This window comes from Hylemonella sp. P2_B10, assembly GCF_056404875.1.
This window is the reverse complement of the sequence record NZ_JBFUDE010000006.1, coordinates 139,977-157,439: the sequence shown is the minus strand read 5'-3', so window position 1 is coordinate 157,439 and position 17,463 is coordinate 139,977. Positions and strand designations below refer to the sequence as shown.

Annotated in this window: 18 protein-coding genes; 11 read left to right on the top strand and 7 right to left on the bottom strand. The window is 66.2% G+C overall.

The window, feature by feature from the left end; genetic code table 11:
* The first annotated feature begins 58 nt into the window (after positions 1 to 58).
* On the top strand, positions 59 to 511 hold the full coding sequence (locus tag AC1DX2_RS23575; protein ID WP_477198868.1) for a hypothetical protein: 453 nt from the start codon (positions 59 to 61) through the stop codon (positions 509 to 511).
* Positions 512 to 523: 12 nt separating this feature from the next.
* Here the strand turns inward: AC1DX2_RS23575 and AC1DX2_RS23570 are convergent, their stop codons facing one another.
* Complete coding sequence (locus AC1DX2_RS23570) at positions 524 to 1,105, bottom strand: hypothetical protein (RefSeq protein ID WP_477198867.1); 582 nt, start codon at positions 1,103 to 1,105, stop codon at positions 524 to 526.
* Between the two features lie 177 nt (positions 1,106 to 1,282).
* Here AC1DX2_RS23570 and AC1DX2_RS23565 point away from each other — a divergent pair, with 177 nt between their 5' ends.
* Complete coding sequence (locus AC1DX2_RS23565) at positions 1,283 to 1,684, top strand: hypothetical protein (RefSeq protein WP_477198866.1); 402 nt, start codon at positions 1,283 to 1,285, stop codon at positions 1,682 to 1,684.
* Between the two features lie 16 nt (positions 1,685 to 1,700).
* The gene (locus tag AC1DX2_RS23560; RefSeq protein ID WP_477198865.1) at positions 1,701 to 2,141 is read left to right on the top strand and encodes a VOC family protein; all 441 of its coding nucleotides are present in this window, start codon (positions 1,701 to 1,703) and stop codon (positions 2,139 to 2,141) included.
* Positions 2,142 to 2,162: 21 nt separating this feature from the next.
* On the opposite strand, the gene AC1DX2_RS23555 is transcribed toward AC1DX2_RS23560, so the two are convergent.
* The 3 genes from AC1DX2_RS23555 to AC1DX2_RS23545 all read right to left on the bottom strand — a co-directional run bounded on the left by AC1DX2_RS23555 (position 2,163) and on the right by AC1DX2_RS23545 (position 4,119).
* Positions 2,163 to 2,720, bottom strand: coding sequence for a dihydrofolate reductase family protein (locus tag AC1DX2_RS23555; protein WP_477198864.1), 558 nt, complete (start codon positions 2,718 to 2,720; stop codon positions 2,163 to 2,165).
* 90 nt (positions 2,721 to 2,810) lie between these two features.
* Positions 2,811 to 3,434: an HAD family hydrolase gene (locus AC1DX2_RS23550; protein WP_477198863.1), complete on the bottom strand. Its 624-nt coding sequence runs from the start codon at positions 3,432 to 3,434 to the stop codon at positions 2,811 to 2,813.
* A gap of 133 nt (positions 3,435 to 3,567) precedes the next feature.
* Entirely contained in the window at positions 3,568 to 4,119 is a 552-nt protein-coding gene (locus AC1DX2_RS23545) for a hypothetical protein (protein ID WP_477198862.1), read from the bottom strand.
* A 385-nt stretch (positions 4,120 to 4,504) separates the two neighbouring features.
* Here AC1DX2_RS23545 and AC1DX2_RS23540 point away from each other — a divergent pair, with 385 nt between their 5' ends.
* The 6 genes from AC1DX2_RS23540 (at position 4,505) to AC1DX2_RS23515 (ending at position 10,404) form a co-directional block, all read left to right on the top strand.
* A complete protein-coding gene (locus tag AC1DX2_RS23540; protein WP_477198861.1) occupies positions 4,505 to 4,822 on the top strand; it encodes an antibiotic biosynthesis monooxygenase family protein in 318 nt (105 codons plus the stop codon).
* A gap of 171 nt (positions 4,823 to 4,993) precedes the next feature.
* Positions 4,994 to 5,539 carry a CHC2 zinc finger domain-containing protein gene (locus AC1DX2_RS23535; RefSeq protein WP_477198860.1) on the top strand — a complete coding sequence of 182 codons (546 nt, stop codon included), beginning with the start codon at positions 4,994 to 4,996 and terminating at the stop codon, positions 5,537 to 5,539.
* Positions 5,532 to 6,806, top strand: a complete 1,275-nt coding sequence (locus AC1DX2_RS23530) for an AAA family ATPase (protein ID WP_477198859.1) — start codon at positions 5,532 to 5,534, stop codon at positions 6,804 to 6,806. The genes AC1DX2_RS23535 and AC1DX2_RS23530 overlap by 8 nt, the downstream gene beginning before the upstream one ends.
* 82 nt (positions 6,807 to 6,888) lie before the next feature.
* Positions 6,889 to 7,335 carry a hypothetical protein gene (locus AC1DX2_RS23525; RefSeq protein WP_477198858.1) on the top strand — a complete coding sequence of 149 codons (447 nt, stop codon included), beginning with the start codon at positions 6,889 to 6,891 and terminating at the stop codon, positions 7,333 to 7,335.
* 436 nt (positions 7,336 to 7,771) lie between these two features.
* Positions 7,772 to 8,491: a hypothetical protein gene (locus AC1DX2_RS23520; protein ID WP_477198857.1), complete on the top strand. Its 720-nt coding sequence runs from the start codon at positions 7,772 to 7,774 to the stop codon at positions 8,489 to 8,491.
* Between the two features lie 431 nt (positions 8,492 to 8,922).
* A complete protein-coding gene (locus tag AC1DX2_RS23515) occupies positions 8,923 to 10,404 on the top strand; it encodes a tetratricopeptide repeat protein (RefSeq protein WP_477198856.1) in 1,482 nt (493 codons plus the stop codon).
* 30 nt (positions 10,405 to 10,434) lie between these two features.
* On the opposite strand, the gene AC1DX2_RS23510 is transcribed toward AC1DX2_RS23515, so the two are convergent.
* On the bottom strand, positions 10,435 to 11,991 hold the full coding sequence (locus tag AC1DX2_RS23510) for a hypothetical protein (protein ID WP_477198855.1): 1,557 nt from the start codon (positions 11,989 to 11,991) through the stop codon (positions 10,435 to 10,437).
* Positions 11,992 to 12,162: 171 nt separating this feature from the next.
* Between AC1DX2_RS23510 and AC1DX2_RS23505 the strand changes: the two genes are divergently transcribed.
* Positions 12,163 to 12,876, top strand: a complete 714-nt coding sequence (locus tag AC1DX2_RS23505; RefSeq protein ID WP_477198854.1) for a glutathione S-transferase N-terminal domain-containing protein — start codon at positions 12,163 to 12,165, stop codon at positions 12,874 to 12,876.
* Here AC1DX2_RS23505 and AC1DX2_RS23500 read toward each other — a convergent pair.
* Both AC1DX2_RS23500 and AC1DX2_RS23495 read right to left on the bottom strand, forming a co-directional pair.
* A complete protein-coding gene (locus AC1DX2_RS23500; protein ID WP_477198853.1) occupies positions 12,873 to 13,676 on the bottom strand; it encodes a substrate-binding periplasmic protein in 804 nt (267 codons plus the stop codon). The two genes, AC1DX2_RS23505 and AC1DX2_RS23500, sit on opposite strands and share 4 nt — an antisense overlap.
* Positions 13,677 to 13,702: 26 nt before the next feature.
* Complete coding sequence (locus AC1DX2_RS23495; protein ID WP_477198852.1) at positions 13,703 to 16,075, bottom strand: tetratricopeptide repeat protein; 2,373 nt, start codon at positions 16,073 to 16,075, stop codon at positions 13,703 to 13,705.
* 609 nt (positions 16,076 to 16,684) lie between these two features.
* Between AC1DX2_RS23495 and modA the strand changes: the two genes are divergently transcribed.
* A complete protein-coding gene (modA, locus tag AC1DX2_RS23490; protein WP_477198851.1) occupies positions 16,685 to 17,455 on the top strand; it encodes a molybdate ABC transporter substrate-binding protein in 771 nt (256 codons plus the stop codon).
* Positions 17,456 to 17,463: the final 8 nt, after the last annotated feature.

Below are 17,463 nucleotides of genomic sequence, written 5' to 3'. Positions count from 1 at the left end.
CGCACCCTGTGTGCGCTTGGCAACAGTGTGGCGCCATCTCCTGGCTTACGCTGTACCCATGGCTTACCAGTCTTCCCTGCTCATGCCCCCGGCTTTCGCGCCTGCTGCCCAACAGGTCTTCACCTGGTGGCGGGGCGCGCACGGGCTGTGCGCCGTGCTGGCACTGGCGCTGGCCTTCGGCTTGGCATCTTCCCTGGCCCTGGGCAGCCGCAGCGCGGCCGGCACGCCTGCCAAAGAGCGCCTGGCCACCTATGTGCCGTGGATAGAGAAGACCATGCAGCTGCCCGTGCGCGGCAGCAGGGCAGGGGAGTTTGCCCGCTACTACGCCTGGTCCAAAGGCTACCCCGGCGATGTGCGCGTGGTGCTGATGCGCGACCCCGGCCACGCAGGCACCCACATCGTGGAGGTGGACGACATCCCCACCTCAGCCGCCGGCGCCTGTGACATGGCGGCGCGGGTGGATGTGGTGCGGCGCCGCGTGCTGGAAGTGGGCTGCAACCCCGGCGCCTGACGCCCCGGCAGGTCAGCGTGCCACCGCGTAACTGCGCCAGCTCGCCACAATGGCAGCACCGGTGGAAATGGCCGCCCCGGCCACCAGCGACGCCAGGAACCACAGCACCGTCGTCAGGGCGACCACCTGGTCTTGCGCCGTCCACGCATGCGGCAAGGCCGCGCTCAGCACGATCAGGATGCCTGCCATCACCGTGCCTGCGACGATGGTCGCCACGGCCCAGGCCAGCAGGCCATGCACGCCTTCGCGGGCTGGTGTGGCGCCCCGCCTTTCGCGCGCGAAACCGGTCACGTAGCCACCCGCCGCGCTGGCGGCCAGCTGCATGAAGATCAGCCACGCCCCCACCGCATTGGTGGTCAGCTGGCTGGGCGTGGTGGGTGCGTTCCAGAACGAGACCAGCGCCGCCAGCCCCATCGCCGCGCCCACGCTGGCCAGCACCAGCGACAGCGCCAGCGCCGTGCCGGCGCCCGCCAACACCGAGCCCCAGGAGATCGCCAGGCCGGTGGCCGTGGTGGTGGCGGGCTGCTGGCGGTTGCCTGCCGGCTGCTGTGGGGCATACGGCCCCGGCTCGTGGGGAAAGGTCAACGTGGACATGGGCGCCTCCAGCTTTGGATGATGGCAAAAGCATAGAAACGGCCAGCCCGTGCCGATGCAGGCCTGCAGGTGGTTTGCTTGTCAGAAAAGTCTGAGTTACACCTTGACCGGGTGCGGGCGCCGCAGGCTTGCTTTAAAGTCTGACCGAAAACCACAGCCGCCGAGGAAACCATGACCATGCCTGCCCGCCACTGTTCCCGTCGTTCCTTCACCATGGTGCTGGTTGCCGTGGCCTGCGCCACCGCAGCGTGGGCGCCGCAGGCCTGGAGCGCCGACCCGTCCAAGCGCAAGCCCGACCTGGCCGACGCCGCCGAGGGCCAATACTTTGGCGACGTGATCTCCGATTCCAAAGGCTCGTCCAAAGATGGCGTCACCCTCACCGTCACCCGCGTCGGGCCCAACCTGGTCAAGGTCAGCGCCGACTACGCGCGCCTGCCCACCGTGCAGGTGCCGCTGACGCAGGCCATGGGCAAGATCGTGCAGGCGCGGGGCGACAGCGTCTTCCTGCTGGACCGCGCGCAGGCGCAGCTGGACGTGTCCTTCCTCAACGAAGTCAGCTGGTCTGGCAAGAAGCGTTGACGAGGAGGGCTGCAGCATGACCGTCAAGCGCATGGACAACGTCGGCATCGTGGTGGAAGACCTCGACTCGGCCATAGCATTCTTCACCGAACTGGGCCTGTCGCTGGAGGGCCGCGCCCCCATCGAAGGCGACTGGGCTGGCGATGTGACCGGCCTGCCCGGCCAGCGGGTGGAGATCGCCATGCTGCGCACGCCAGACGGCCACAGCCGGCTGGAGCTGTCGCGCTTCCTGGCGCCGGCCATTGCCGAAGACCACCGCAACGCCCCGGTCAACGCCCTGGGCTACCTGCGCGTGATGTTCACCGTGGAAGACATTGACGACACGCTGGCGCGCCTGCAGCAACGCGGCGCGCAGCTGGTCGGCCAGGTGGTCAACTACCAGGGCGTTTACCGGCTGTGCTACATCCGCGGGCCCGAGGGCATCCTCATCGGGCTGGCGCAAGAGCTGGGGAAATAGCGCCTGCGCGGCGCAACAGCGTCAGCCCGCGCGCCGGTAGCGCATGGCCACCGCGCCGTTGCGCAGCGGCTTGGCCGAGATCAACGCCAGCCGCCGCGTGCTGGGCAGCCCGCTCTCAAACAGCCTCGGGCCGTGCCCGGCGATGCGGGGGTGGACGAGGAACATGTAGTCGTCGATCAAATCCAGCCGGTCCAGCGCGGTCGCCAGCTTGCCGCTGCCAAGCAGCACGCCGGCAGGCGTCGCGTCCTTCAGCTGCTGCACGCCCGTGCGCAGGTCGCCAGTGATGTGGTGGCTGTTGGTCCATGGAAAGTCTTTTCGCGTCGACGACACCACATACTTCGGCTTGGCCTGCAGCTTGTCCGCCCACGCGCGTATCGCCGGCGGTGCGGGCGTGTCGCCGCTGGCGACCCCTGGCCAGTGGCTCTCCATCATCTCGTAGGTCACGCGGCCCCACAGCATCGCCCCGGCTTCGTCCATCAGGCGGGTGAAGAAGTCGTGCGTCTCGTCGTCGGCGATGCCTTCCCGGTGGTCGATGCAGCCGTCCAGGGTGACGTTGATGCTGAAGGTTAAAAGTCCCATGGTGTCCTCTGTTCGGGATGCGCAACGAGCCGCTCGCCGGCCGGCTCCTGGTTCACGAGCCCAATGCGCGAGGTGTTCACACTGTATCGCCTAGACAGACGACTGTACCGATATGCCATAGCGTTCCCTGAGAAGGGCGGCAAGCCCTTCAACGTCATTTCTCTCGTCGTCGAAATGGACCGTTGCCATGCCGAGGCCAGCCGCGGCGAGCAAGTTCTTCGGCGTGTTGTCGATGAAAACTGAATCTCGGGGCGCAACATGGAGCTGATCCAGCGCGTGCTGAAAGATTCTTTGCGATTGCTTGTCGCAGCCAACCGCAGCTGATACGACGATCGGAAAGAACACCTTGTCGAGCGCCTGATGCCGCGTGAGGTGTTCAAACCGGTCGGCCTTGTTGTCCGTGATGATGCCCACCGCATACTTGCTGCTCAAGCCCTCTGCGAGTTCAAGCATGGCGGTGTTGATCGGCGTGCTCTCGAACGCTGCGACAAGGAATTCCAGCGGCAGGTCTTGCCCAAGTGTTTCGCACACCGAGCCCCAGATGTCTGCGTATGAGGTTTCGCCAAGGTTCAGGGCGGCATTGTGAGGCTTGAAGGCCGCCGCCACCGCCGCGTAGGGAATGCCAGTGCGATCGCTCAGATAGCGGCAGGTGGTGACTGATCCAGTTCTGTCGGTAGTCAAGACACCGTCGTAGTCGAAGAAGATCGCTTTCATGGACTTGCGCTACGCGCTAAGCTGAGCCGTCTAACGTTGGAGCTGAGCCGACCGCAGCGGCTGGCTGCGTAAGGCCAAGCATGAAATGGTGGCCTGAAGCAGACAGGCACTGCGAGTCGGTCCGAGCGACCTGTTAGCCTTCACTTGGAACCCGTCTCAGCACTCCTCGTGCCGCCATACCAAATATTGGAAGTCCAGTCTTGCCAGGATCGAGATTGTTTACAACCCGGCTCCACTCAGCAAGCACAGTGTCATCATTTTCAGCCGTGAGCAAGATCGACCAATTCTCTATCCAACCTCGTGTGCCGTCATGATCGGACATCACCCCAACAATTGACGCATTGGTCATGACATTAGATAGCATGAAGCGTCCGGGCATCATCTCAATCCACTTGCCGTTTTCGCTCAAGTAAACGCGGGCTTCTTCTCCATCAATTTTGATTCTGAGGACTATGTCAGTAGCTACTGGTGGCGTGTTTTTTCTGGTTGATGTCAATGGCAATCTCATCACCAGCGTGCCTTCCCATTGACCGTGCAACACCGTCTCAATGCGCCTAGTGAATCTTGACTTCGGAACCAATTCAGTCGAAGTTGCTTCGGCTGTACTCACTTCTTTTGCGGGTTGACTTGGTTCCTTTGGAGCATCTACTTGTGGCGACGCGCAACTGGCCAAGACGGCAGTCAAGCAACAAGTTGTCAATAGGCGTGCTGTTGTGAGCATTTGATCTACAGGTGAAGGCTAAGTTTGATGTATCCCGCAAACCTGGGGAACAACATGGCCGCCTGCAGTCTACGTGCTCAAGCGCCATCCCCCAATCCCCCATCAGGGGGAATGTAGAGGTCGGCCCTTGTGCTTCTGATACATTCAAACCGTCGAGAAAGGGCCGGTTCGGTAAATTGGTAAGCCCGAACCCTTCCACCCGTTTGGAAGAACCTGTTTTCGCTTCCGCGAGAACCCGCGACAAGCCTGTGGCGTGCTGTACGCCATATGCTTGTTCGTGCGCGTTCATTCATTCAATCGTGGAACCCTCGCCGCACGGGCAAGCGCTTTTCTTTCAAGGAAAAAAGCCATGCCAACCATCCAAGCCAACCCCGATGTGGTGACACAGATCAATGTGTTCACCACCACGCCCGAGAACCAGCAGGCGCTGATCGACCTTCTCACAGCTGCTGCGCGCCACGTGCAGCACGTGCCCGGCTGGCTGTCTGCCAGCATCCACCGCGAAAGGGACGGCACCCGCGTCGTCAACTACGCGCAGTGCGCCAGCCATGCGGCGTGGGAGGCAGTGATGGCCAAGCTCATTGAAGGGGGCTTCCTGGCCCGCAACAAGCAGCTGGGGCAGGCCGCGCCTGGGCTTTACCAGGTGGTGTTCACGCTGGAAAACTAGCCAGCGCCAGGCGCTTTTTTTGCGCCCGCCAAAAGCCCGCCTGGTGCGGGCTTTTTTGCTTGCGTACGCCTGCCACGGCAAGTTATCCACAGCACATTTCCACAATTTATCCCCACAAGATACATTGAACTGATATTGAACTATAGATCAATTTCGGTTTAATATCGGTGCATGCCCGGCACCTTCATCAAGCAAAACCTGCCCAGCCCACAGGCCTATTTCGAGGGCCAGGGCCTGGTGCTGCAGCCCGGTGGCAAGCGCTGGCGCACCACGCGGTGCGAGTTCCATGGCGGCAGTGATGCCATGCGCGTGCACCTCGGCACAGGCGCCTGGGTCTGCATGGCCGGCTGCGGCGCGCGTGGGGGCGACGTGCTGGCCTACCACATGGCCGCGCACTGCCTGAGCTTTGTGGAAGCCGCCAAGGCGCTGGGCGCCTGGCAAGAGCACCCCGCTCAAGACCATGGCCCAGGCCATGAACACCGGCGCACGCGCCACCAGCGCGACGACAGCCACCGCCACCCGGCCCAGCCGTCCCCCCGCAGCGCCATGGCGCTGGTGCGCGAAGAGCTGCTGCTGTGCGCCATCCTGATTTCTGATGCCTTGCGCGGCCGCCTCACGCAGGAGGGCCACGCCCGCCTGTGCCAGGCGGCCGGGCGGGTGCGTTTTGTGGCCGAACTGGCCGGTATCACCGAGGAGGAGTTTGCAAACCATGATTGACGATCACCAACCCAACCACCACACCGACGAGCGCCCCCCGTGGCGCCGGCCGCCGTCGGCAGCGCAGCGCGGGCGTGCCGAGGTGGACGCGGCCATCCAGGCCCGCCGGCGCGAAGACCCCTATGCCGAAGGCGAGGCCCAAAACGCCGAGCAAGACACCGCGCTGCGTTGGCCCGACCCCGGCGCGCTGCTCGTCAACGGCATGGATTTGCACCCCGAGCCCGTGCGCTGGCTGTGGCCCGGCTGGCTGGCCCTGGGCAAGCTGCACATCCTGGCCGGCGCGCCGGGGCAGGGCAAGACCACCATCGCCATGGCGCTGGCCGCCACCGTCAGCCGCGCCCAAGTGTGGCCCGACGGCTCGCACTGCATGGCGCCCGGCAACATCCTGGTGTGGAGCGGTGAGGACGACCCCGGCGACACCCTGCTGCCGCGCCTGATAGCCGCCGGCGCCGACCGCGAGCGCTGCTACTTCGTGCACGGCACGCGCCGCGCCGACGGCCGCGTGCACCCCTTTGACCCCGCCACCGACATGGCGCTGCTGCTGCAAAAGGCCCAGCAGATAGGCGGCGTGCGCCTGCTGGTGGTGGACCCCGTCGTCTCTGCCGTGGCGGGCGACAGCCACAAAAACGGCGACGTGCGCCGCGCCCTGCAACCGCTGGTGGACCTGGCCCGCGCCCTGGACGCCGCCGTGCTGGGCATCAGCCACTTCAGCAAGGCCGGCGGCAGCGGGGCAGACCCGGTCAGCCGCGTGGTGGGCTCCATCGCCTTCACGGCAGTGGCGCGCGTGCTGATGATCGCCGCCAGCGTGCGCGGTGGTGGCGGTGGCGGCCTGCCCGGGCCCGACGGCGTGCCCGCCACCCGCCGCATCTTCGCCCGCGGCAAAAGCAACATCGGGCCGGACGACGGCGGGTTTGAATACCAGATCGAGCAGCTGGATGCACTGCCCGGCCTGCCCGATGTGCCGGCCTCGCGGATTGTGTGGGGGCAGGCGGTGAGCGGGTCGGCAAGGGAGCTGCTGGCCGAGGCAGACGACAGCAGCGACGAAGGCGCCGCCGGCCGCAAAAGCGCGATGGAGGCAGCCCAAGACTTCCTGCGCGAGTTTCTCGGCGACGACCAGGTGCCGGTCAAGTCGGTGATGGCTGAGGCCGACAAGGCGGGCGTCTCCTGGGCCAGCCTGCGCCGCGCATCAGAGCACCTGTGTGTCATCAAAAGCCGGGGCGGCGTCAGCGGGCAGTCGTTCTGGAAGCTGCCCAAAAAGCTCAGCTAGTTGCTCAATGTGTTCAGCGTGAAAAGTTGAACAAGTTGAGCAAGTTGAACAACAACAGAGAGAAGAAATAGAGGAGAGAGATATGAAAGAGAACCCAGGTGTTCAAGCGGTTCAACTTGTTCAAGCTTATACGCTGAACAAGCTGAGCAAGTGCTTGAACAAGTCACCGAATGCCACCAACACCACCACCATGAAAGGAACCACCATGTTTGAAATCCACCTCGTCAAGGGCGACAGCATCCCCGTGCTGGTCTGCGGCATCTGCGGCGAGCACCTGCACGACGCATCCGCCGCCGCCGCTGTCTACAACGCCAAAGTTCGCGACGGCGAACAGGTGCAGCCCCTGTATGTGCACAAGGGCCGCATCGATGGCCACACCTGCCACGACGAAGCCGACGCGATGATAGAAGCCAACGGCGGCATACCCGCCTGGCAGGAACTGCGCGGCCACCTGATGAGCCTGGTGGCGAACTGCGGGATTACGGTGGAGCAGTTGTTGGATGAGGAGCGGAGGAATCCGAGGGAGTGAATAGGGGCGGGTGATCGTGCAGTCGCTCACCGGCCACCAAGTGGCTGGTGGCTCCCTCAATCAAAACTCCGAATACCGGTCGCTGGTCTAGGTCGGCTTGGTGCCCAAAGCAGCTGTAGTCTGCGTGCCGCCAAGTCCGATATTGCTCACCTTGCGGATTCAGGCGCGACAGTCCACAAGCACATCCTGCAGACTCGTGGCGCCACCCGCCGCTGCCTTGGGCGCATTTGAACACGCCAGCTATGGCGGATGCTGCCGCTGTGCGGCATGGGCGACGCCCAGACGTTTCGACTAAGCGGCTTGTTGCCTTCGCTCCCTTAACGCCGCCAGGTGCAAGCAGATTGTCCATCGTTGCTTGCGGGTGTGCATAGGCTTATAGTTGGCGCAATGCCCCAACCTGCACGGAGCAATGGGTATGGCGCATTGGGAGGATTCGATGACCAAGTCCCGCGCCATTTTCAAACGGTTGATAGCCCTAATTGCCTTAGCTGGCTTGCAAGCCTGCTCTACTTGCTACACCAGGGACATGGTGAACGTGCGACCCAAGGTACTCAGCCCGGACTTTGAATTGCAGGAAACCCAGCCTTATGTCACCCGGCTGCTAGTGCCTAACGTTTTGGACGTGCGGCTTGGTTTGTGCGGCGACCCAGAGCCTTACGTTTGCGTGCATCTGCGCGTGAGTCCCGGACAAACGGCAACTCTCACGCAGTCAGAATTTCGCCTTATCCGGTCCGATGAATCAGTTCGGGCGCTGCCATTTCCATCTCAGAAGTACAACATCGTCTGCCGTTCTGAAGGCAACGGCCCCATGCAGTGCCCAAACCCTCCAGAGATCGCCAACCAGCCCAATGCCCCCAGAGTGCAGACCACCTTCTTCCGTACTGAAAAAGGCGCGGTTGAAGTATGGGTGCACACCGTAGAACCTTTGAAGTCATTCGTAGGCATGAGTGGCAGTTCCGATCCGCCAGGATGGAAGTTGTTTTCAAAGTATTCTGATTGGCGCGAATACACACTGCGGCTCGCACCAGCAGCAAATTTCAACGGCACGGAAACTTTGCTCGAACTGCCCGATATCGTGATTTCCGGCAGGCGGCTCAAGATACCGCCAATGACTGTCAAATCGGTCCCCACCCGACTGTGTCCTGTCTATGTCTAGGACGAGATACTCGTCCATGTTCTTGTGGCGCCGACTTGAATCCGTTATTGAGCGCCAGAATCTTTAGCGCAAGCAGAAGGAACAGGCGCATGCGGTTTAACAGGTCGGCCCACGCGGACACACGACACCAGGTTGCCGCTTCGCGGCGAGTGTTGTGCGTCGGTGACCTCTAGCTTTAAGCGTCCGCTCTCCTACGAAGCGGTCATTCGACCGGAAGGTGCCGACCGTCCGCAACTGGTCGAAAGGCGCCTTTCCATGAGCCGACCCCATGCCCCTGAAGCTGACATCCAACTGTCAGCAGGCTACGGTGTCTGATCTAGAAGCGTGGGACGGCCCCACCCGCAGCGCCCGCAGCGGGGGGCAAACAAGGTTGCCAGCGGCCGGGCTTGCTGATATGGTCTGGCCAACGAATTCAGGGAGTTGCTCAGCGCATGTCCAGCCAGCCCTCGCCGCCTGCCGTGGCCGAACCGGCAGCAACACCCGCAACACCAGCAACAACACCCCCGCCGGCGCTGGGCAGCCGCTGGCTGGCCACCCTCAAGCGTCTGAAGGCGCCCATCATGGCCGTGGCTGGCGTGGGCGCCGTCCTCAGTGGCCTGGTGGGGTGGTACACCACCTACAACGCCGTTAAAACCGCTGCGCTGCCCCCGGCCAGCAGCGCGGCCGCCGCTGGCATTGCCGGTGGCAAGGCGGAGGACGCCATCTACCCCTTGTCCATCATGGTGCTGCCGTTTGCCAACCAGACGGGCGACGCCGCCAAGGCCTACATGGCCGACGGGCTGACCTCCAGCATCACCTCCGACCTGTCGCGCATTCGCGATGCCATGGTGATGGCGCCGGGCCAGGCCTATGCCTACAAGGACAAGGCGGTGAACCTGCAGCAACTGGGGCGCGAGGCGGGCGTGCGCTTCATCGTGCAGGGCGCCTTGCAGGCCAGTGCCGACAAGGTGCGGGTGGCGGTGCAACTGGCCGAGACCGGCAGCGGCGCGCTGCTGTGGAACGACACCATCGAAGGCAACCTGGTCGACCTGTTCAACCTGCAGGACACCGTGACGCAGCGCGTCAGCGCCAGCATGGATTCCGCCATGGTCGTCTCGGCGGCGCGTGCCAGCGAATCGCGCAAGAGCAACCCGCGCGCGGTGGACCTGATCCTGCGCGCCCGGGCGCAGACCCTGCAGCCCATGAGCCGGGAGTCCTACCAGAAGATTGAGGTGTTGTTCCGCCAGGCACTGCAGATCGAGCCCGACAACATCGCCGCCCAGTTCGGCTTGGCGGGGGTGCTGATGGGCGAGGTGACCAATTTCTCCAGCATGGTCACCGCCGAGCAGACGCAGAAGGCCACCCGCGAGGCGCAGGAGCTGGCCACGCGCGCGCTGCAGCGCGAACCCGACAGCCCGCGCGGGCTGGCGGTGCTGTGGGCCATCTCCCGCAATGTGCGCGATTGCCCCAAGCTCGCCACCATCGGCCCGGCGCGCCTGGCGCTGGAGCCCAACAGCCCCTCGGCCAACACGGTGTATGGGTTTGCCGTGGCGCTGGCCGGCCAACCCGAGGCCGGCATGCGCTACATCAAGCGCGCGCTGGAACTGAACCCGCGCCGGCCCGGCATCGCCAAAACCATGCTGGGGGCGGCGTATGTGCTGCAGGGCGACGCGGCGTCTGCCGTCCGGTCGCTGCAAGAGGGCGTCCAGGCGCAGCCGAAGTTCCCCGACACCTATGCCTGGCTGGCCATGGCCTACGAGCTGCAGGGCGACAAGGAGCAGGTGAAGGCGACGCTGGCGCAGCTGCACGCCTTGGCCCCCGGCTTCAGTGTCAACGACCTGGACCCACCGGCTGCCACCTGCTCGCAGGCGGAAAAGGATTACTGGAACACCCGCGTGGCCGCCATCGCGCAGCGCGTGGGCCTGCCGCGCTGAGGCTTGCGGGCTTGTGTCAGCGTGGCGTGCTCATTCGGGCAGGCCCGCCAGCCGCCATGCGGGCAGGTACTGGGTGTCGAAATAGCTGGCGTACTGCGCTTCCTTGCCGGGCCAGGGCAGGTTGTCCTTGGTGTTTTTCAGGCGCAGGCTGCTGTTCAGGCGCAAGGCCTCCGCGCCGCTGCTCCTGGCCAGCGCCAGGTTGCCCTGCATGGCATAGGCCAGCGCCAGCTTCTCGTGGCACAGGTAGTAGTTGGGGTTGGCGGCCACGGCCTTCAGCGCCCAGGAGACGGACTCGTCGGCCCGCCCCAGCATGAAGGTGGCGGTGGCCAGGTTGGCATAGGTCTCGGCCGGCGGGCGCATGTGCCCGACCAGGCGCAGCCCGGCTTGCAGGATGTCGATGGCCTGCGCGGCGTCACCCCGCATGACCAGCGCCTCACCCAGGTTGTTGTGCACGCTGGAGCTCAGCGGTTGCAACTCACGCTGCTGCATGAAGGCATGCACCGCCTCGTCCACCCGGCCGGTGCACAGGCCGTGGATGGCGATGGGCAGGTAGACCGCCGGGTTGTTGGGCTCCTCAGTCAGCACCTGCCGGGCCAGGTCGGCGGCCTGCCTGGCCAGGGCCGCGCGCGCCGCCGTGTCCAGCCCCAGCTGGCCGAAGAAATTGCCGGCCTGAATGCTCAAGGCACCCGCAAGCCCCACGGTGGCCTTGCTGTTGCCGGGCTCCAGCGCCAGGGCCTGGCGGTACAGGGCTTCCCTGGCCTGCAGGTTCTCCAGCGTCTGCTGGCGCAGCGCCAGCGCGCTGGCGCGCATCAGCAAGTCGGCCACCTGGGGCGTGCCCTTGCGCTTTTCGCTTTCGCGGGCCGCGGCGATGACGATCTCGGGGCGGATGCTGCCGGCAATGCGCGTGGTCACCTGGTCTTGCAGGCTGAACAGGTCGCCTTGCTCGCCATCGAAATGCGCGCTCCAGAGTTGCGAGCCGGTGTGGGTGTCTGACAGCTGCGCGCTGATGCGCAGCTTGTCGCCGCTGCTGGTGACGCTGCCCATCAGCACGAAGTGCACGCCGGCCTCACGGCCCAGCTGGGGCAGCGTGAGCTTCTTGTCCTGGAAATACAGCGCGGTGGAGGCAGGGACGATGAAGCTGTCCTGGATGCGCGACAGGTCGCTGGTGACGCTTTGCGTCAGCGCGTCGGCCACATAGGCCTTGGCGGGGTCGCCGGTGTGGTTGGCAAACGGCAGCACCATGATGGACAGCGCGGCGTGCTCAGCCTGCGCCGCCGCCTCGGTGGGCGCGTGCTGCGCGGCACTGGCGGGGGCGGCCACTTTCTTCACCGTGTGGTAGGTGTTCCAGTAGCCGGCCAGGCCACTGAGCACCGCGCCCACGCTGGCCACCGTGACAGTGACCTTCCACAGCACGCTGAGCTCGACAAAGAAGACCAGGCCGCCGCCCAGCGCCAGCAGCGCGCCGCCCACCAGCAGCCAGACCTTCCACCGCGCCAGCTTGCGCCCCCAACGCGCCATGCGCGCCGGCGGCTGCGCCTGTGGGGCGTCCGCGGCGGCTGCGGGAAGGGACGACGGCTGTTCGCTCATGCATGAACCCCTTGGCGGTAATTCCGGGCTGCTGCCGGAGTGGCCTGCATTCTATCCAGGCGGCTTCGCTGCTCAAATGTCGAGAGTTTCCAGGGCCATGCCTGTGCCACCGGCAGGTTTGGCGGCACCGTCTTACACTGCCGGCTTTTCCAAGCGCCCAGGATTTCTCTGATGCCCTCTCTCTCGACCCACCCCATCACCCACAAGTGGCCCGCCCAGCACCCCGACCGCCTGCAGCTCTACTCCCTGCCCACCCCCAACGGCGTCAAGGTCTCCATCATGCTGGAGGAGATCGGCCTGGCGTATGAGGTGCACCGCGTCGCCTTCGACACCAACGACCAGACGTCGCCCGAGTTCCTGTCGCTGAACCCCAACAACAAGATTCCCGCCATCATCGACCCCAACGGCCCGGGCGGGCAGGCGCTGCCGTTGTTTGAGTCCGGCGCCATCCTGCTGTACCTGGCCGAGAAGACGGGCCAGCTGATCCCGGCAGATGCGGCGGGGCGCTACACCTGCATCCAGTGGCTGATGTTCCAGATGGGCGGCATTGGGCCGATGTTTGGCCAGGTGGGCTTCTTCCACAAGTTTGCCGGCAAGGACTATGAGGACAAGCGCCCGCGCGACCGCTACATTGCCGAGGCGCGCCGCCTGCTGGCCGTGCTGGACGCTCACCTGGCCGGGCGCGAGTGGATCATGGGTGAGCAATACACCATTGCCGACATCGCCACTTTCCCCTGGGTGCGCAACCTGGTGGGCTTTTATGCCGCGGGTGATCTGGTGGGGTGGGACGACTTCAAGCACGTGCAGCGCGTGCTGGCGGCCTTTGTGGCGCGGCCGGCGGTGGTGCGGGGGTTGGCCATACCGCCGGCACCTGTGAAGGGCTAAGGCGCCCCGGGGCGCCGTGTGCCGGGCGCGTCCGGCGCGGTGATGGCGTGGTTCAGCCTGTCCAGCACCGCCTTGGGCACGCGCCTGGCGCACATCACATACACCTTCTGGCCCTCGGCGTCGGGCAGGTAGGTGGCCTGCAGCGTGCTGGGTTTGGCGGCGGGCTGCTGCGCGCGATAGGCCTCCAGCACGTCCATGGGCAGGATGGTGAATTCCACCCGGCCGGCCTCCACCATTTTCAGCAGGCCGGTGGGGCTGTCGCCGGTGCGTTCGGGCCTGGGCCACATGTCGGCGATCAGGCCGTCCACATACTTGCCGTGCGACAGGCCGGCCAGGAACACGGCGCGCAGCGGGGTGTGCGTCAGCAGCTCCTTCAGCGTGCCGGCTTGTTTGATGGGGGCCACCGCCTGTGCGCGGCTGATCACCGGCCAGGGCTGGTCCTGGTGCATGGGCAATGAGAACTGGGCAAAGGCCTCGCGCTCGGGCGTCTTGTACACGCCCAGGGCGCAGCTGTCGCTGGCGTTGGCGCTGATGATGGCGTCGCGCCGGCGCTGCGGCACCGCGCGCAGCTGCATGCGCAGGCCGGCGTGGCGAAACAGCTCTTGCACCCGCTCCAGCACAAGGCCCTTGTAGTGCTTGCTGCCGTCGGCCGCGGTTTCCACAAACGCATAGTGCGGGCGCTCGGCAAACACCATGTCGATGTCGGGCAGGGGCTGGGCTTGCGCGGGCGGGCCGCCAGCCAGCAGCAGCGCAGTCAACAACAGCGCAGGTGCGCGGGCAAGGGCAGGGCGGCGGCGCATGGGGGTGCGGTGCAGTGCAGGGGCGCTCAGGATGGCTTTGGCGTTTCGACAGCTTTCTTCACCAGGCGTTCCACCGCATGCTGAAAATCCTGGATGAACAGCGCGTTATCCCCCAGCGGCTGCTGGCGCAATTGCGCGCGCAAGCCGCTGCGCAGCGCCTGGCGGCGCGGCAGGTCGGCCGCCAGCGCCAGCGCCTTGGCGATGTAGTCGTCCCGGCTGAAGGCGCACAGGTCGGCCAGGCCGGCGTTGACCAGCACGCTGTGGCTGAGCCGCTCAAAAAACGCCTCGCCCACCAGGGTGACCACGGGCACGCCCATCCACAGGCATTCGCAGGTGGTGGTGCCGCCGGTTTGCGGAAACGTGTCCAGCGCGATGTCGATGGCGTTGTAGTGCTGCATGTGGGTGCCGCGCACGGCTACAAAGTCCAGCCGGTCGCCGCTGACGCCGCCGGCCTCAAACGCGGCGCGCATGTTGTCGCGAAACGCCGGTGTGCCGCCCTCGGGCCGCACGAAGACGAAGCGCGAGCCGGGCACGCTGCGCACCACCTCGGCCCACACGGCCAGCGTGGCCGGGCGGTATTTGTAGGGGTTGTTCATGGTGCCGAAGGTGACGTGGCCGCTCTGGCCGGTGCCTGCGGCTGCGCGCTCTTGCGGCGTGCCGGGGGTGATGGCCGTGCGGTCGTTGAAGCCCAGCCGGCCCAGCGTGAGCCAGGCGTGGGCCAGCTCCAGCGGCTGCTCCATCATCAGGCCCAGGTCCGACGGTTTCACATACGGGTCCACCACCAGGTGGTCGATGGCGGCCAGGCCGCTGGAGTGGGGGTAGCCCATCCAGCTGACCTGCAGCGGCGCGGGGCGCCAGGCCATGGCCTCGAGCTTGTTCATCTCGGTGGTGCCGCCCAGCTCGAACAAAATGTCCAGCTCGTCATCCATCATCAGCTGCGCGGCGTCGCGGTTGGACACATCGGGCACGCATTTGAAGCTGTCGACGATGGTGGCAATGTGCTGCTGCACCTTGTCGGCCTCGCGCGCTGACCACGAATAGCCATAGATCTCAAACCGCGCCTTGTCATACCCCTCCAGCAGCGGCAGCAGGAAGTAGCTGACCGGGTGGTTGCGCAGGTCTGACGACATGAAGCCGATGCGGATGCGGCCGGTGCTGCGGTCTCGCGTGGGCGGCTTCTTCACCAGCGGGCTGCGCGCGGCCATGGCTTCCACACTGCGGCCCCACAGTTTGTGGTGTTCCAGCAGGTCGCGCCGGTCTTGCGGGGTTTGCACCCGGGCCAGGTGGTTCAGCAGCGCGCCGGGCTGGTTGGTGCTGGCCCAGAAGCGGCCCAGCGCGTCAAACGTGCCCAGGCGCTGCGTGGCGGCGTGGTTGCCGCAGCGCTCCAGGATGGCGCCCAGGCTGCGCGCGTGGCGCAGCAGGTTGCCGGGCATCTCCAGGCAGCGCAGGGCCAGCGCGTAGGCCTCTTGCAGGTTGGCGCCTTCGTCGCCTGTGCGGGTGCGGTGCAGGCTGTCGGCCAGCTCGGCCACGTGTTCCAGGCGCGGGGCCAGGTCCATCGCGCGGCGGTAATGGGTGTTGGCCTGCGCGCGGTCAAACGGCGCCGTGGTCAGCCCCAGCTGAAAATGCGCCCACGCGGCCTGTGGGTCGTCCGCCACCACGCGCTGCAGCAGCGCAATGGCGTGCGGCGTGCGGCCGGCGGCGCGCAGCACCTGGGCTTGCGTGGCGTCTATGCCGGTCAGCGGCTGCACCACGGCGCGGGCCTGCTCCAGCAGCGCCAGCGCGTCGTCGTGCCGGCCCATGTCGCGCAGCAGGCGGGCGGCGTCTATCCAGGCGCGGTCACCCGCGGGCTGCTTGGCGCGGGCTTGTTCAAACTGGCGCAGCGCCTCTTCGGGCTGGCCCAGCAGCCGGTAGGCCAGGCCCAGCTGGCGCTGCGGCTCGCCTTGCGCGGGCAGGGCCTGCACCAGCTGCTGGAACACCGGCACGGCGCGCGCACCATCGCCCAGCTCCAGGTAGATGTCACCCTGGTGCACCAGCGGCGCCAGGTGTTGCGGGTTGGCCTGGCGGGCCAGTGCCAGCGCCTGCAGCGCGGGCTCAAACTGGCCGCGCATCTTCAGCAGCACGCCCAGCAGGTTGTTCAGCGCAAAGTCTTGCGGCAGATGTTGCAGGCCCTGGCGCAGCCGCTGCTCGCAGGCGGCAATCTGCCCGTGCTCAAACAGCATCAGCGCCAGCGGGTAATACACGCTGGGGTGCACCGTCTGGCCGGTGGCCTGGGCCAACTCCAGCCCCTGGGTCATCAGCGCGATGGCTTTGGCGCGGTCGCCGGCTTGCGATGCGGCGGCGGCTTCGCGAAACAGGTCTTGCAGGGCCGGGGACGGCGAGGGTGGCTTGGCGGTGGGCATGCGGTGTGAGCGGATTCTAGCCAGCGAAGGTTGCAGCTTCGCCGGTCGTGGCAGGTTGGCGGGCACGCCCCGGGATGCTTCGCCGGTCGTGGCCGGTTGGCAGGCGCACCGGGCAGCCGTATCCGGACTGCCGGCGGACCGCGCGCAGATGATGTGTGTGGCGCGCCATGAAGTTGGCGCGACCACCGTGGTTGGGGCGCGTGACTCTGTAGCATGCGTCGCATGCCACCGGCAACCCGGATACGTCAACCCGGCACGCCGCGTGTCGGGGTTGGTGCGCGAGGGCTTGCACGCGATGGCCTCTGCGGTTCGCGTGGCGAAGCGGCTGTTCGGCTGTTGGTCACGTTCACCAAGCGCGACACGCGGCGCGCCGGGTGGCTGCATTGGGGCGCAGGGGACATTCGTGCCCACGAGTAGCTATCCCGACCAGAAGCGGTGTTGAGGCCAGCCCAGCCCGCGTGAGAAGGGCCTGCCACCGTGCGGCTCCCCGGAGAACCAATGCGGACGCCCGGCGTGCCTGCCAACCGGCCACGAGCGGCGAAGCAAGCCAGGAAGCGACGTTATATACTTCCGTATATCGCGCTCAGACACATCCCCAGCCGCCCGCCCATGCTCAAAACCGCTTCCTTGCCGCGCGCCCTGGGCGCTGCTGCGCTGGCCCTGGCAAGCCTGGCCGCGCAGGCGGCTGACCTCACGGTGTCGGCTGCCGCCAGCCTGAGCAATGCCTTTCGCGAGCTGGCGCCTATCTATGAGGCACAGCACCCGGGCACCAAGCTGCTGTTCAACTTCGCGGCTTCCGACGCGCTGCTGGCGCAGATCGCCAACGGCGCGCCGGTGGACGTGTTTGCCTCGGCCGACCAGGACGCCATGGACAAGGCCGCCGCCCAGAAACTGTTGGCCCCCGGCAGCCGGCGCGACTTTGTCAGCAACAGCCTGGTGCTGGTCACCCCCCGCGACAGCGCCATCGGCCTGAAGACGCTGGACGACGTGCAGCGGCCCGAGGTGAAGCGCGTGGCCATGGGCAACCCGGCCAGCGTGCCGGTGGGCCGCTACACGCAGGGCGCGCTGGAAGCGGCCAAGCTGTGGAGCGTGGTGCAGCCCAAGGCGGTGCTGGCGCTGAACGTGCGCCAGGCGCTGGACTACGTGGCGCGCGGCGAGGCCGAAGCCGGCTTTGTCTACGCCACCGACGCGGCCTACGCCCGCGACAAGGTGCGCGTGGTGACCACGGTGACCACTGTGAAGCCGGTGACTTACCCGATCGCCCGCATCGCCCGCACCGACGGTGGCCCCAACGCGGCCGAGGCGGCGCGCTTTGTGGACTTCATCCTGTCGCCGCCGGCGCAGGCCGTGTTGGCGCGCCATGGCTTTGGCAAGCCCTGAAGCATAGA